This window comes from Allobosea sp. MMO-172 (genome assembly GCF_037147855.1).
Classification (GTDB): Bacteria; Pseudomonadota; Alphaproteobacteria; order Rhizobiales; family Beijerinckiaceae; genus Allobosea.
The window spans coordinates 124,297-138,198 of record NZ_JBBCUM010000003.1; the positions used below are offsets into that span (position 1 = coordinate 124,297).

General features: G+C 67.5%; 15 protein-coding genes. 4 read left to right on the forward strand and 11 right to left on the reverse strand.

What is annotated here, in order from left to right:
* Positions 1–31 precede the first annotated feature (31 nt).
* Positions 32–550, forward strand: coding sequence for a phosphatase domain-containing putative toxin (locus WFK61_RS05865; RefSeq protein WP_336810606.1), 519 nt, complete (start codon positions 32–34; stop codon positions 548–550).
* Here WFK61_RS05865 and WFK61_RS05870 read toward each other — a convergent pair.
* From WFK61_RS05870 to WFK61_RS05880, 3 genes are all read right to left on the reverse strand, one after another.
* Positions 526–1,212, reverse strand: a complete 687-nt coding sequence (locus tag WFK61_RS05870) for a GntR family transcriptional regulator (protein WP_336810607.1) — start codon at positions 1,210–1,212, stop codon at positions 526–528. The two genes, WFK61_RS05865 and WFK61_RS05870, sit on opposite strands and share 25 nt — an antisense overlap.
* A gap of 75 nt (positions 1,213–1,287) precedes the next feature.
* Positions 1,288–2,385, reverse strand: a complete 1,098-nt coding sequence (locus tag WFK61_RS05875) for an amino acid ABC transporter permease (RefSeq protein WP_336810608.1) — start codon at positions 2,383–2,385, stop codon at positions 1,288–1,290.
* Position 2,386: 1 nt separating this feature from the next.
* Complete coding sequence (locus WFK61_RS05880) at positions 2,387–3,631, reverse strand: amino acid ABC transporter permease (RefSeq protein ID WP_336810609.1); 1,245 nt, start codon at positions 3,629–3,631, stop codon at positions 2,387–2,389.
* Between the two features lie 159 nt (positions 3,632–3,790).
* Here WFK61_RS05880 and WFK61_RS05885 point away from each other — a divergent pair, with 159 nt between their 5' ends.
* A complete protein-coding gene (locus WFK61_RS05885; RefSeq protein ID WP_336810610.1) occupies positions 3,791–4,321 on the forward strand; it encodes a phosphatase domain-containing protein in 531 nt (176 codons plus the stop codon).
* A gap of 1 nt (position 4,322) precedes the next feature.
* On the opposite strand, the gene WFK61_RS05890 is transcribed toward WFK61_RS05885, so the two are convergent.
* A complete protein-coding gene (locus tag WFK61_RS05890; protein WP_336810611.1) occupies positions 4,323–4,937 on the reverse strand; it encodes an RNA polymerase sigma factor in 615 nt (204 codons plus the stop codon).
* Positions 4,938–4,975: 38 nt separating this feature from the next.
* Here WFK61_RS05890 and WFK61_RS05895 point away from each other — a divergent pair, with 38 nt between their 5' ends.
* On the forward strand, positions 4,976–6,187 hold the full coding sequence (locus WFK61_RS05895) for an amidase (RefSeq protein ID WP_336810612.1): 1,212 nt from the start codon (positions 4,976–4,978) through the stop codon (positions 6,185–6,187).
* Positions 6,184–6,588, forward strand: coding sequence for an AtzH-like domain-containing protein (locus WFK61_RS05900; RefSeq protein ID WP_336810613.1), 405 nt, complete (start codon positions 6,184–6,186; stop codon positions 6,586–6,588). The genes WFK61_RS05895 and WFK61_RS05900 overlap by 4 nt, the downstream gene beginning before the upstream one ends.
* A 179-nt stretch (positions 6,589–6,767) precedes the next feature.
* Here WFK61_RS05900 and WFK61_RS05905 read toward each other — a convergent pair whose 3' ends face one another.
* The 7 genes from WFK61_RS05905 to WFK61_RS05935 form a co-directional block, all read right to left on the reverse strand.
* On the reverse strand, positions 6,768–7,067 hold the full coding sequence (locus WFK61_RS05905) for an alkylphosphonate utilization protein (RefSeq protein ID WP_336810614.1): 300 nt from the start codon (positions 7,065–7,067) through the stop codon (positions 6,768–6,770).
* A gap of 240 nt (positions 7,068–7,307) precedes the next feature.
* Complete coding sequence (locus WFK61_RS05910; protein WP_336810615.1) at positions 7,308–7,853, reverse strand: carboxymuconolactone decarboxylase family protein; 546 nt, start codon at positions 7,851–7,853, stop codon at positions 7,308–7,310.
* 17 nt (positions 7,854–7,870) lie between these two features.
* Entirely contained in the window at positions 7,871–8,734 is an 864-nt protein-coding gene (locus WFK61_RS05915) for a carbon-nitrogen hydrolase family protein (protein ID WP_336810616.1), read from the reverse strand.
* Positions 8,731–10,398, reverse strand: a complete 1,668-nt coding sequence (locus WFK61_RS05920; RefSeq protein ID WP_336810824.1) for an ABC transporter ATP-binding protein — start codon at positions 10,396–10,398, stop codon at positions 8,731–8,733. The genes WFK61_RS05915 and WFK61_RS05920 overlap by 4 nt, the downstream gene beginning before the upstream one ends.
* The gene (locus WFK61_RS05925) at positions 10,398–11,270 is read right to left on the reverse strand and encodes an ABC transporter permease (RefSeq protein ID WP_336810617.1); all 873 of its coding nucleotides are present in this window, start codon (positions 11,268–11,270) and stop codon (positions 10,398–10,400) included. The genes WFK61_RS05920 and WFK61_RS05925 overlap by 1 nt, the downstream gene beginning before the upstream one ends.
* Positions 11,267–12,211 (reverse strand): ABC transporter permease, encoded by a 945-nt coding sequence (locus WFK61_RS05930; protein WP_336810618.1) that lies wholly within the window; start codon positions 12,209–12,211, stop codon positions 11,267–11,269. The genes WFK61_RS05925 and WFK61_RS05930 overlap by 4 nt, the downstream gene beginning before the upstream one ends.
* 94 nt (positions 12,212–12,305) lie before the next feature.
* Complete coding sequence (locus WFK61_RS05935; protein ID WP_336810619.1) at positions 12,306–13,886, reverse strand: ABC transporter substrate-binding protein; 1,581 nt, start codon at positions 13,884–13,886, stop codon at positions 12,306–12,308.
* Positions 13,887–13,902: the final 16 nt, after the last annotated feature.

Below are 13,902 nucleotides of genomic sequence, written 5' to 3' on the forward strand. Positions count from 1 at the left end.
CCGATGACGGGAGAGCCGGGCGGAGGGGCGCATGGCTGAGGGGATTGCCTGGGTCGAGCCCCCGGGCCTTGCCGGGGCGATCGGCATGCTGTCGCTGCCCGGTCTCGTCATCGCGCGGCGCGGCGAGCGCTTCGTCGATGGCGCCTTGCAGGAGGAGGTCCTGGATGCCCTCGCGGCACGGCGGACAGTGCTGCTGGTGAGCCTGCTCGATGACGGCGAATGCGATCCCGACGAGATCGAGGATCTGGGTCACGCTGCCGAAGCTCGGTCGATCGCCCTGCTCGCTGCCCCGATCCCCGATTTCTCCGCGCCCGACCAGAGGCTCGCCTGGCCAGCCCTGATCGAACGCCTCGCCGGCGACCTGCGCCAAGGGCAGCGCATCGCCTTCTGCTGCCTCGCCGGCTATGGCCGCTCGGGCATGATGGCGGCGCGGCTGCTGATCGCCACGGGCTCGACGCCGGAAGCCGCGATCACGGCCGTGCGGACGGCAAGGCCCGGCGCCATCGAGAGCGAGGAGCAGGTCGCCTACTTGCTATCCTGCGCGCCGTAGCGCGCCAGCATCCGCTCGAGATGCGCCGCATGCAGGCGGAACAGCTCCGGCGCCGACAGAGCCGTCGCTTTGCCGGCAACAGCCGCGATCTCCTCGACCAGCAGCGCATACATCGCGGCAGGCTCCTGCTTCAGCCAGCCGATCCAGCTACGCGCGGTGCGGAAGAAGATGGTGTCGTCCATCTGCCTGAGCGCCTCGTCGCCGATCAGGGCATTGCGGACCTCGTGATGCGTCCGCCAGACATCCCAGGCCTCCTTCAGCGCGGAATCAGGCTTGAGCAAACCAGCCAGGGCCCGCAGCCGCGCGTAGTCGGAGCCCAGCGCCGACGGCAATTGGAGCGGAATCAGATCGGCGATCAGGCGCGTCAGGCCGATGCGGAAACGCAGCATATCGGCCGATTGCGGACCGACATAGGAGACGATCGTGCCGACGCCGTTGCGGGTCTCGGCAAGCTGCTCGTAGACCAAGCGCTGCAACACCTGCCGGATCGGCGTACGGCTGACACGGAACTCCGTCGCCAGCGCCGTCTCATGGATGACATGGCCTTCGTCATATTCGCGCAGGCAGATGCGGTCGCGCACGATCTCGAAGATCACGTCGTTGCGCGAACGGACCAGCTGGCGCAGCTGGCGCGTATCCGAACCGGCGATATCGACCGTCATCGTCTCTCTTCCTGCCCGCCTTGTGCTTAGAGCATCGCTTGAGCGGCTGGCCACTTCTTTTGTCGAAAGCCGGTTTTAGCGCGCCTTGACGGCGCCGTGGCCGAGCCGCCGGGCCCGCTCCGAGATCAACCAGCAGCAGATGAAGTAGAACAGGCCGATCGCCAGGTTCGCCTCAAGCGAATAGGCCTGCCATTGCGGATCGGCATAGGCCATGCGCGCAGTCGAGAGCAGGTCATGCATCCCGACGATCGCGACGAGCGAGGTGTCCTTGAAGCTGCCGATGATCGAATTGGTGATGCCGGGGATCGCCGTGCGTAGCGCCTGCGGCAGCACGACGAGCCGGATGCGCTGCGCCGACGAAAGCCCGAGGCTCGCGGCGGCTTCGGTCTGGCCCTTCGGCAGGGCCTGCAAACCGCCCCGCACGTCCTCGGCGAAATAGGCGGCATAGAACAGGGTGAGCACGATCAGGATCGCGGCGACCGGCTCGATCGCCGCGCCGCGCGACAGCAGCAAAGGCAGGATGAAGATGCCGGCGAACAGCACCGCGACCATCGGGATCGCGCGGACGGCCTCGATATAGCCGACGGCGAACAGCGAAAGACCGCGCTGGCCGGACCAGCGCGCCAGCGCCAGCACGACACCCAGCGGAAAGGCCGCGGCCATGCTGAAGGCCGAGAGGAAGAGGATCAGCGGCAAGCCGTTCCAGCGATGCGACTCGACCACGGGAAGGCCGGCGACGCCGCCACGCAGCAGCAGATAGGCGCAGATGCCGGAGACCACCACGAGCACCGCCCGGCCAGCGACGCCGATCGGCGCCTTGGCGAAGGCGAGGATGGCCGCAATCATCACGGCGCTGGCGAGATAGGCGCGCCAGCGCTCGGGCTCGGGATAGGTCCCGGTCAGGACGAGATGGACCTTCTCGCGCAGGAAGGCCCAACAGGCGCCGCTCGCCGCCGCGCACTCGGCCCGACTGCCGGAGAAGGGCACGGCATCGACCACGCCCCAGCTCAGCGCCTTCGCGACGAAGACCACGACCCCGTACAGGACGAGGCCGGTGAGCAGCGCATTCCACCAGCTGGAGAACAGGTTCGACCGCAGCCAGCGGCCGGTCGCGACGAGGCGGCGGCTGCGCGGCGGGCCGGCGACGGAGGCTGTCTCGGCGAGCGTGGTCATCTCAACGCCCCCTGATGCGGAAGACATGGTTGCACCAGTTGACCCCCGCCGAGATCAGCAGGTTCGCGATCAGGAAGAACAGCGCGACCAGCGTCATCAATTCGATCGGCCGGAAAGTCTGGTTCACCGAGGTGCTGACCACGCTAAGCAGGTCGGAATAGCCGATCGCGAGCGCGATCGAGGTATTCTTCAGCAGGTTGGAATACTGGTTTCCGAGCGGCGGCGTGATGACGCGCAGGGCCTGCGGCAGCACGATCAACCGCATCGTCCGCAGGCGGCTCAGGCCCAGCGCCAGCGCCGCCTCGTGCTGGCCGCGCGAGGTCGCCAGGATGCCGCCCTCGACGATCGCGCCGATCTGCCCGCCATGATAGACCGAGAGCGCCAGAACGAGCGCGGCGAATTGCAGCGAGAGCCCAATGCCCCCGCTGACATTGAAGCCGGTGAGCTTCGGCATCGACCAGCTGATCTCCACCAGCCCCGACAGGGTAAGCCCGGCATAGAGCGCGAAGCCCGCCAACAGCACCGGCAGGGCAATCGGCCGACGCTGCCCGGTCGCGTCCTGATGGCGCTTCACCGCCCGCGCCCAGAACACCCAGCCGGCGAGCCAGAGACAGGCCGCGAGAGCCAAGGCCAACCCGCCATGCCCGATCACCGGCGACGGCAGGGCGAGCCCGCGATTGCTCAGCATCGCCCCGAACGGGCCGATCCAGGCCGCCTTGATATGCGGCAGGCCGCGAACCAGCGCGACATAGAGCGCGATCACGATCAGCAGCTTCGGCAGGTTGCGCAAAAGCTCGACATAGAGCCGCGCAAGATTGCGCACGAGCCAGTTCGAGCTGGTCATGGCGATGCCGACGACAAGGCCGACGACGCTCGCCAGCGCCAGCGTCACCGCCGCGGCAGCCAGCGTGTTCAGGATGCCGACGAGCAGCACATAGGCATAGGTATCGCGCGGCGAGTAGGCGATCAGGCTCTCGCTGACATCGAAGCCGGCCTGCTGCCAGAGGAAGGAGAAATCGATCTCCATCCCGGCCGCCGCCAGATTGGCCGAGACGTTCCGCGCCCCCAGCACGCTCAGGCCAACGAGTGCAAGCAGGACGACCAGCGGCCTGATCAGCCCGCGCAGGCGCTCGCGCAAAGGCGCGCCCGGCGGCGGCGGACTCGGCGGCTTGAGCGCGCCGGCCGCGAAGGCCTGACTGCCCGGCGCGGGCACGATCTCGCAGGCTGGGTCGCGTGTGGACAACATGATGATATAGCTGTACACAGCTATATCATCATGTCAATCAGCGAGCCCCTGAAGCCTGCCGCGTGGCGAGACCACCGTTTCACGCGAAACGATGCGACAGGTAGGATGCTCCGCCCTTCCGCCATTCTGGAGGATTGTTTGCCCAGCCCGCCGCCTTCCGTGTCCCGCCTCGACCTACCGGGCTTCGCCGGCTCGCTGCTGCTCGGCCCCTGCCCCGGCCGGCGCAAGGAGGCGCTCGGCGACACCGCATCGCGGGCGGCGCTGACGGATGATCTGGCGCGGCTGGCGGCGATGGGCGCGAGAGGCCTGCTCAGCCTCGTGGAAGCCAAGGAATTCCCGGGCGGTTTCGCCGGCGCCATCCGTGCGGCCGGGCTCGAATGGACACATCTCCCGATCCCAGATTACGGCGTGCCGGATGCAGGGTTCATCGCCGATTGGCGCAAGCTCGACTTGGCCCGCCGTTTGCGCGAGGGCGAGAGCTGGGCGATCCATTGCCGCGCCGGCCTCGGCCGCACCGGAACGATTGCTGCTCTGCTGCTCGTCGAGAACGGAGCCGGGGCCGCCGAAGCGATCGCGCGCATCCGCCGCGAGCATGATGCCGCCGCAGTCGAGACCGAGGCGCAGGAAGCCTTCCTGATCGCGCGGCAGCAGGGCGCGTTCCCGGCTGCCATCCCATCCCGCACAGCCTGATTCAAAGCGTGTAGCCGAGCCGCTGCATCACGGCGGCGGTCAGGCGTTCGCAGCGCCGGCCGGCGAACGGAAAAGCATCGAGCATCACCGGGCCGATCTGCTGCTCCAGCTCCTTGCGCACCATGAGCCGCGCCCGGTGCAGCCGGGTCTTGACCGTCTCCGGCCGGATGCCGAGGAGATCGGCGGTTTCCTCGACGCTGCGCCCCTCGATCACCCGCGCCATGAACACGCCGCGATAGACGTCGGGGAGATTGTCGGTCGCGTGCTCGACCAGTTGCAGGATCTGCCGCTGCGCCATCATTCGCTCCGGGTCGTCGCTACCGGTGCTGCCGGGAAAGGCGATGATCTGCGCCGGAATAACGGGGTCCTCGGCGCGCAGCACCCGGTCTGCCCGCTTCTTTCGGCGCAGGCGGCCGAGCGCCTCGTTGAGGGTGATGCGCGACAGCCAGGTCGAAAGCGCCGCCTCGCCGCGAAAGCTGTCGAGATGGCTGGCATGATCTGTCCTCCTCGCCGCATCGGATGGTGCAGGCCGCAAAAGGTTCCCGATGAACGGCGGGAGGACAAGCTGCCGTTTGCAGCGGCGGCAAACCCGCTTAGGCTGCCGCCCGAACACCACGAAGGATTAAAAGCCGTGCCGATGCCGACCCGACTGACTTGCCCTGGCGAAACACGATCGCCGAGGCCGTGATGGAGGATCGCGTCAACGCCTTCGTGCCCGGCCCGCGCATCCGCATCGCTGGCCGGCCCGGCGGTTCGCTCTCGGGGCTCACCTTCGCCGTCAAGGACCTGTTCGACGTCGCGGGCACGCCGACCGGCGGCGGCAACCATGACTGGGCCCGAAGCAACCCTGTCCCGGAGCGCCATGCCTGGGCGGTGCAGACCCTGCTCGATGCCGGCGCGGAATTCGTCGGCAAGACCATCACCGACGAGGTCTCGCTCGGCATCCTCGGCGAGAACGCCTTCGACGGCACGCCGCTGAACACGGCGGCGCCCGACCGCGTGCCGGGCGGCTCCTCCTCCGGCTCAGCCTCAGCCGTCGCCGCCGGGCTCTGCGACACCGCGCTCGGCACCGATACCGGCGGCTCGATGCGCGTGCCCGGCAGCTTCTGCGGGCTCTACAGCATAAGGCCGACCCAGGGCCGGCTCGACCTGACCGGGCTGATGCCGCAGGCACCGAGCTCGGACACGGCCGGCTGGTTCACCCGCGACGCCGCGACCTTCGCCCGTGTCGGCACGGTCTTGCTCGGCGAGGCGCCCGGTCCGCTGCCGACGAAGCTGCTCGTCGCCACGGACGCTTTCGGCTTCGCCGACCTGGAGGTCGCGGAGGCGCTACGGCCGATGGTCGAGCGACTCGCCCGCGTGCTGGGAGCGGCGCCGCGCGACGAGATCATGGCGCCGCAGGGCCTGTCGGTCTGGGCTCGCGCGCAGCGCAGCCTTCAGCCGGTCGAGGCCTGGCAGACCTTCCGTCCCTGGATCGAACGGGACAATCCGCGCATGGCCTTCACCGTCGCGGCCGGACTGATCGCCGGCTCGCAGGTGCCCGTCGCCGAGCAGAACTGGGCCGCCCTGATGCGCGAGGAGGCCCGTGCCCGCCTGCGCTACCTGCTGCCGCCGGGCACCATCCTGTGCCTGCCGACAACACCTTTCCCGGCGCCCTCGCGCGGTCTGCCCATGCCCGAGCTCCGGCCGATGCGGGACCGCATCACCTGCCTCTGCGCGCAGGGCGGACTTGCCGGTCATCCGCAGGTCAACCTGCCCGGCGCCCTCGTCGACGGCGCGCCCGTCGGCTTGTCCATCATCGGCGCGCGCGGCAGCGATGCCAGCCTCGTCGCCGTCGCACAGGCCATGGAGGCCGCATCGTCATGACCGACCTGACCCCGAACATTCCCGAGATCGTGGCCGAGATCAGCGCCCTGTTCGAGCGTTACGAACAGGCGCTGGTCGACAAGGATGTCGATGTGCTCGACGCCTCGTTCTGGAACAGCCCTTACACGATCCGCTATGCGCTGCATGAGAACGGCTACGGCTTCAAGGAGATCCACGGCCACCGTGTCGCCCGCCCGCCGGGACCGGGCATCAAGGAGAAGCGGATTCGGCTGGAGATCCTGACGCTGGGACGCGACATCGCCACGGTGAACCTGGAGTTCAAGGTGCGCGGGCGCGACGTGATCGGGCGGCAGAGCCAGAGCTGGGTGCGCTTTCCCGATCTGGGCTGGAAGGTCGTCTCCGCCCATGTCTCGACGATGGAGGGGCCGCGCCTCTGGTAGAGTGCGGCCGAACGTCGGCTCTCGCTTGGAAACTCGCAGCCCTCATCCTGAGGAGCCGCGTCAGCGGCGTCTCGAAGGATGCTCCAGCTGCCTCCCGAGCCTCCTGAAGCATCCTTCGAGACGCGCTCCTGCGGAGCGCTCCTCAGGATGAGGGCTCGGAAGATTTTCAGGATGGCTCATCAGCGCTTGCGGACGAATTCCGTACGCAGCACGAGGCCCTTGATCGTGTCGTGGCGGCAGTCGATCTCCTCGACATTCTCCGTCAGACGGATCGTGCGAATAACCGTTCCCTGCTTGAGGGTCTGGTTGGCGCCCTTCACCTTCAGGTCCTTGACCAGCACGACGGAATCGCCGTCAGCGAGCACGTTGCCGGCCGCATCGCGCACCACCGGCGCGGCCGCCGCAGCCGCCTGCTTCACTTCCGAGGCCGGGCGCCATTCGCCGGTCGCCTCGTCATAGATGTAATCGTCGTCGGACATGTCTTTCCCGTCTTGCGGCCGGGCGCTCGCCATCGGCCCGGTCGGGCGGAGTTACACGATGCCCGGCGACTTCGCCAAATCGGCGGCTATGGTCGATCACGATTTGGCTGAGCCGTCATTGCGAGGAGCGCAGCGACGAAGCAATCCAGGGGGACCGGGTGAGACGTTCAACCCAGCCCCCTGGGTTGCTTCGCTGCGCTCGCAATAACGGGAGTGGTTCCGTGCGAAACCCCGGCGTGACTAAGCGGTGCCCAGCGGCTTCTCGGCCATCTCGGTCGCGATAGCCTCATCGATCGGCGTCTCGTAGGTCATCAGCATATAGCCGAGCACCGAGTAGAAGCCGACCGTCGCGATCAGGTCGAACACCGCCTCGCGCCCGATCGTCGCGGCAAGTTCGGCTTCCTGTGCAAGCGACAGGCGCTTGCCGTCGAAGAGCGCATCGACCGCCCGCACGATCAGCCCGTCCTCCCCCTCCGGCTCGCCGCGCAGGGCGGCGATACGGGCGTCGCTCATGCCGAGCACGCGGGCCCGGCTGACATGATGCGCCCATTCATAGGGCGAGCCCATGCGATGGGCCGCACGCAGGATCACCACCTCCGAGCGCACCGGCCCGAGCGCGCTGTCCTTGACGACATGCTGGCGCAGCGGCGCCCAGGCCTTCAGCAGCGCCGGATGATGCGCCATCGTCCGGTAGACATTGAGCGCACCGGCGAAGCCGCCTTTCATCTCTGCGAGCGCTTCGGGCCAGTCGGCATCGCTGATCGGCGGGCAGGGAGAGGTCGTCATCGGAGGTCTCGCTAAAGTCAGGGCGTGAGGTACTTGGCGTAGAGGGCAGGCGCCCGGTCGGCCCAGATGCCCGTGAAGCTGCGATAGCGCGCGACCTCGGCGAGGTCGATCTCGACCCGCAGCACGTCCTCGCGATCATGATCGAGCGCGCCGAGCACGCGGCCATCCGGCGCGACAGCACAGGAGCGGCCGAAGAAGCGCTGCCCGCCCCGGCTGCCACTGCGGTTGCAGCTCAGGAAGAACACGCCGTTCTCGGTCGCGCGCGTATAGGCGCGATGAATGAAGAGCGCCTCATCGGTGACGGGCGCGCTTTCGGCCCCGAAGGAGGCCCAGACCGAGGTCACGATGCTCGCGCCCTGCAGCGCGAGGATGCGGGTGATCTCGGGGAAGCGGATATCGTAGCAGACCTGCATGCCGAGCCGCGTCCCGAAGACGGGGAAGGTATCGATGCTGTCGCCGCCGCTGAAGAACAGCTTCTCGTTCTGCCACTGGTGGATCTTGGTGTAGTTGCCGATCACGCCTTCCGGCCCGATCAGCAGCGAGGCATTGCGCATCACGCCGGCACGCAGGCGGTCGCGCAGGCCGAGCCCGATGACGAGATGCACGCGATGCTTCGCGGCAAGCGCGACGAGCGCCTTGATCTCCTCGCCATCCGGCGCAGCGCAGGCCTCGTAGAGCGCAGCCCCGAAATGCGGGACATCGCTAATGACAGCCCCACCAGGCACCAGCGGCTCGACATAGCCGGTATTGGCCAACTCCGGGAACAGGATGAGCTGCGCGCCCCTTGCCGCTTCCGCCGCAACGAATTCGTGGATGCGCCGGAAGTTCTCGGCCGGCGCCAGGGACTGGACGTCCATCTGGACGAGGCTGGCGGAAATCATGCGGTGGCTCCAGCGATGCGGCGCCCAGCCGCGAAATCCCAGTCCCGGCCCGGCGCAGCGTTGATCAGCGCGCGGGTATATTCATGGCTCGGCCTGCCCAGAACCTCGGCGGCCGGCCCCATCTCGACGACGCTGCCACGCTGCATCACCATCACCTCGTCGCAGATCTGCGCGGCGACGCGCAGATCATGCGTGATGAACAGCACGGCGAGATTGCGCCGCTCCTGGATCTCTGCCAGCAGCGCCAGCACCTGCGCCTGCACGGATACGTCGAGCGCCGAAACCGCCTCGTCGGCGACGATCACCTCCGGCTCCATCATCAGGGCCCGCGCGATCGCGATGCGCTGACGCTGGCCGCCGGAGAACTGGTGCGGGAAGCGTTCAAGGCTGGAGCTCGGCAGGCCGACCACCTCCATCAATTCGCCCGCGCGCTTCAGGGCGGTCTCGCGATCCTCGCCGAGATTGAGCGGCCCCTCGATCAGGCTCTCGCCGATGCGCAAGCGCGGGTTGAGCGAGCGGTTCGGGTCCTGGAACACCATCTGCACGCGCCGCCGCGCCGGAGCCAGCGCCTGCTGGCCTTGCAGGTTGGCGATGTCCTGCCCGTTGACGCGGATCTCGCCGCCGGTCGGATGCTCCAATCGCATCAGACAGCGCGCCACCGTCGACTTGCCCGAGCCGCTTTCGCCGACGATGCCGAGGGTGCGCCCGCGCGCCAGGCCGAAACTGACATCCTTCACCGCGCGCACGCTGCGGCTCTCGCGGCCCATCAGCTTCCCGAGCAGCGAGCCGAAGCTGAAGGTCTTCTCGAGATTGTTGATCTCCAGAACGATCTCGCCCCCGGACGAAACGCGCGGCGCCCGCGGCGTCAGCGACGGCACCGATTGCAGCAGGTCCCGCGTGTAGTCCTCGCGCGGCCGGCTCAGCACCTGCTCGACCGGACCGGTCTCGACGATCTCGCCGCGGCGCATCACGCAGACCCGGTCGGCGATATCGACGACCACGCCCATGTCATGAGTGATGAACAGGACGGCGGTATTCTGCTTGTCCTGCAATTCGCGGATCAGGCTTAGGATCTGCTTCTGCGTGGTGACGTCGAGCGCGGTCGTCGGCTCGTCGGCGATCAGCAGCTTCGGCTTGAGGGCCAGCGCCATCGCGATCATCACGCGCTGACGCTGCCCGCCCGAAAGCTGATGCGGATAGCTGTCGTAGATGCGCGCGGGGTCGGGCAGATGCACGGACTCGAATGCTGCGAGCGCGGCCTCGCGGCGCTCCTTCGGGCGCATCTGCGTATGCGCCCAATACACCTCGTCCATCTGCAGCCCGATGGTCAGCACCGGGTTCAGCGCAGTCATCGGCTCCTGGAAGATCATCGCCATCTCGGCACCGCGCAGCGCCTTGGTCCGGGCCGGCGTCGCGGTGAGGATATCCTCGCCATTGAGCCTGACCGTGCCGGCCGTCGCGCGCAATTCGTCGCGCGGCAGCAGGTCCATCGCGACCAGCGAGGTCACCGACTTGCCGGAGCCGGATTCGCCGACGAGGCAGAGCGTCTCGCCGGGATGGATGTCGAAGCTGATGCCCTTCAGGATGTCGCTGGGCTGGCGTCCGCGCGTCGCGACCTTGAGATCGCGGACGGAGAGGACAGGCTGGGTCGCGGCGGTCGCCATCACGGAGCCCTCCCCTGCATTTTGGGATCAAGCCGATCGCGCAGCGCATCGCCGAGCAGGTTGATCGAGAGGATGCAGAGCGACAGCACGATCGCCGGCCAGAACACCAGCCAGGGATTGATTGCGAAATAGAGCCGCCCCTCGGCCATGATGTTGCCCCAGCTCGGAACCTCCGTGCCGATGCCGACGCCGAGGAAGGAGAGCGCCGCCTCGGTCAGGATGGCGGAGGCGTACATATAGGTGCCCTGCACGATCAGCGGCGCGATCGTGGTCGGCAGCAGATGCTTGCGAATCAGCTTGCCCGGCCGGGTGCCGAGCAGCACGGCGGCATCGACATAGGTCTCCTCGCGCGCCGCGATCACCCGCGCCCGGACGAGGCGAACGACCTGCGGGATCGCCGGGATCATGATCGCGATGATCACGGTGACGAGCCCGCCCCGGACCAGCGCGACGATGGCGATGGCGAGCAGGATCCCGGGGATCGCCATCAGCCCGTCCATCATCCGCATCAGCACGCCGTCGATGCCGCGATACCAGCCGGCGATCAGGCCGAGCGGCAGGCCGATCACGATCGCGCCGATGGCGACGCCCGCGCCGACCAGAAGCGAAACCCGCGCGCCATAGACCACGCGCGAATAGAGGTCGCGGCCGAAGGAATCCGTGCCCAGCCAATAGGTGTCGGAAGCCGGTTTCAGGCGCATCGCGGCGTTGAGCTTGGTCGGCTCGAAATTGGCGAGCTGCGGCGCGAACGCCGCCATCACGATCACGACGACCAGGACGGCGACAGCCAGCACCGTCGTCCAGTGCGGCGGGTTCTCGAGCAGGCGGCGGCGCGGATGCGTGCCCTGCGCGGGGTTCGACGAAGCGCTCATTGGTAGCGGATCCTCGGGTCGGTCAGGGCATAGGAGAGGTCGATCAGGAGGTTGATCAGCACATAGGTGCCGGCCGTCAGCAGGATGATCGCCTGGATCAGCGGATAGTCGCGGGCGAGCACGCCATCCACCACGAGCCGGCCGAGACCGGGGATGTTGAACACGGTCTCGGTGACGACGACGCCGGAGACCATCATGGCGAAGCCGGTGCCGACGACGGTCAGGATCGGGATCGCGGCATTCCGCAGCGCATGGCGGAACAGCACGATCCGCTCGCCCAGCCCCTTGGCGCGGGCGGTACGGACATAATCCTCGCGCAGCACCTCCAGCATCGAGGCGCGCGTCATCCGCGAGACCAGCGCGATATAGAAGAAGGAGAGCGCCAGGCCCGGCATCAGGATACGATGGAAGAACGGGCCGAAGCCCTCGGCCAGCGGCTTGTAACCCTGCACCGGAAACCATTTCAGGTTGACCGCGAAGACCGCGATCAGAACGTAGCCGATCACGAAGATCGGCACGGAGAAGCCGACGACCGAGAGCGCCATGACGAAGCGGTCGACCATGCCGCCATGGCGCCATGCGGCGAGCACGCCGAGCGGCAGCGAGATCACCACCGTGAAGATCATCGCCATGACCGCGAGCGCGAGCGTCGGGCCGATGCGCTGGCCGATCATCTCCAGAACCGGGCGCTGCGAGATCAGCGACGACCCGAAATCGCCCTCCGCCATGCCAGCGATCCAGGTGACGAACTGGCTGGCGATCGGCCTGTCCAGTCCGAGATTTTCGCGGATGGCGGCAAGCTGCGCCGGCGTCGCCTGATCACCGGCGATGGCCTGTGCCGGATCGCCCGGCGTCAATCGCAGCAGCAGGAAGACGAACAGCGCCACGAAGAACATGACGGGGATCGCCATCGCGAGCCTGCGCAGGAAATAGGAAGCCATGGAGTTCTCCACGCGCCTGGGCATCAGCCACATGGGCGATGCCGGAAACCGGGCCGTCAGGCCGGGCGGTGGATCACCGCCCGGCGCCTCGGCGTTACTTGCTGACACCCCAGAACAGGGTGATCGGGCCGGGCTGAAGGTTCTTCAGCTTGGCGTTCCAGGCGGCGACGGACTGGAACTCGCCGGCATTGAAGTAGAAGCCCTCGTCGAAGGCGATCTGCTGGATTTCCCGGGCGATCTTCTTCTGCTCGTCGAGGGTCGAAGCCGTGATGTAGGCGGTGCGCAATTCTTCGACGCGGGCGCTTTTCGGCCAGCCGGACCAGGCGGTATCGGCGCCGGACGCGTCGAGCATCGCATGCACGGTCGGGTTCCAGATGCCGGACACGCCCCAGTAGGTGAAGAACATGTTCCAGCCGCCCTGCGCCACCGGCTGCCAGCCGTTCTTGCGCGATTGCAGCGTCGCCCAGTCCATCGAGGCGACATCGACCTTGAAACCGGCCTCGCGCAGGCGCTCGGCCGCGACGATCGGCTGGGTCGAGAGGATCGTCAGGTCCGTCGGCTGCATCATCAGCACCGGCGTGCCGTTATAGCCGGAGGCCTTGAGCAGCTCTTTCGCCTTGGCCATGCGCTCCTTCGCGCTGCCCTTGAGATATTCCGCGCCGGCATCGGAGGCTAGCGGCACGTCGCAGCCATAGACCGAGGCGCAGAGCTTGTAATACTGGCTGTCGCCGATCGCGGTCTGCATCAGCTGGTCCTGGTCCAGCGCATACATCGCCGCCTGGCGAACCTTCGGATTGTCGAAGGGCGGCAGGCGATGATTGAAGCGGCCGGTGACCTGGCTGCCCAGCGCATTGATGGCGCCGGTCTTGATCTCGTCATTGGCCTTGAGCAGCGGCAGCAGGTCGATCGTCACCTGCTCGATCAAGTCGACATCGCCGGACTGGAGCGCGTTGATCGAGGTCTGCATGTCCGGCATCGCCTTCCACACGACCTTGTCGACATTGATCACCTTGCCGCCGGCGGTCCAGCTCATCGGCTCGGAGCGCGGCTTGTAGTCCTTGTTCTTGACATAGACGGCCTGGTCGCCCGGCCGGTACTGATCCGCCACGAAGCGGAAAGGCCCGGAACCGATCATCTCGGTCACCTGCTTGCCGGCGGGCGTCTCGGCGAGGCGCTTCGGCATCATGAAGGGCGGCACCGGCGAGGGCTTTGCCAGCAATTCGAGCACCTGCCCGAAGGGCTTGGCCAGCTTGATCACCAGCACGGTGTCGGAGGTGGCCTCGATCGAGGCGACATGCGCCATCATCGTGCGGGCGGCGCCGTCATTCTCGCCCCAGCGCTTCAGCGATGCCACGCAATCGGCGGCCGTGACCGGCGTACCGTCATGCCATTTCAGCCCCTCGCGCAGCGTCAGCGTATAGGTCAGCTTGTCGGCCGAGACGACGTAATCCGCCATCTGCGGCTGCGGGTTGTACTTGGCGTCCATGCCGAGCAGCGTGTCGAACACCATGAAGCCGTGCGTGCGCACGATCTGCGCCGTGCTCAGGATTGGGTCGAGCGACCGCAGCGGCGCCTGCATCACGACATTGAGCGTCGTCTCGGCCAGGGCCGGCATGGCGGAAAGGGAGCCGGCGACCAGCGCGGCAGCCCCGACAGTCTTGAACCGAAACGTCATTGTTATCCCCTCGTTT

Excerpts from the sequence above, each read along its gene's own strand:
- WFK61_RS05915 (WP_336810616.1), bottom strand. The coding sequence starts at position 8,734 with ATGATTTCCGCCAGCCTCGTCCAGATGGACGTCCAGTCCCTGGCGCCG.
- WFK61_RS05905 (WP_336810614.1), bottom strand. The coding sequence starts at position 7,067 with ATGTCCGACGACGATTACATCTATGACGAGGCGACCGGCGAATGGCGC.
- WFK61_RS05925 (WP_336810617.1), bottom strand. The coding sequence starts at position 11,270 with ATGAGCGCTTCGTCGAACCCCGCGCAGGGCACGCATCCGCGCCGCCGC.
- WFK61_RS05865 (WP_336810606.1), top strand. The coding sequence starts at position 32 with ATGGCTGAGGGGATTGCCTGGGTCGAGCCCCCGGGCCTTGCCGGGGCG.
- WFK61_RS05900 (WP_336810613.1), top strand. The coding sequence starts at position 6,184 with ATGACCGACCTGACCCCGAACATTCCCGAGATCGTGGCCGAGATCAGC.
- WFK61_RS05880 (WP_336810609.1), bottom strand. The coding sequence starts at position 3,631 with ATGTTGTCCACACGCGACCCAGCCTGCGAGATCGTGCCCGCGCCGGGC.
- WFK61_RS05870 (WP_336810607.1), bottom strand. The coding sequence starts at position 1,212 with ATGACGGTCGATATCGCCGGTTCGGATACGCGCCAGCTGCGCCAGCTG.
- WFK61_RS05875 (WP_336810608.1), bottom strand. The coding sequence starts at position 2,385 with ATGACCACGCTCGCCGAGACAGCCTCCGTCGCCGGCCCGCCGCGCAGC.
- WFK61_RS05910 (WP_336810615.1), bottom strand. The coding sequence starts at position 7,853 with ATGACGACCTCTCCCTGCCCGCCGATCAGCGATGCCGACTGGCCCGAA.
- WFK61_RS05920 (WP_336810824.1), bottom strand. The coding sequence starts at position 10,398 with ATGGCGACCGCCGCGACCCAGCCTGTCCTCTCCGTCCGCGATCTCAAG.
- WFK61_RS05930 (WP_336810618.1), bottom strand. The coding sequence starts at position 12,211 with ATGGCTTCCTATTTCCTGCGCAGGCTCGCGATGGCGATCCCCGTCATG.
- WFK61_RS05935 (WP_336810619.1), bottom strand. The coding sequence starts at position 13,886 with ATGACGTTTCGGTTCAAGACTGTCGGGGCTGCCGCGCTGGTCGCCGGC.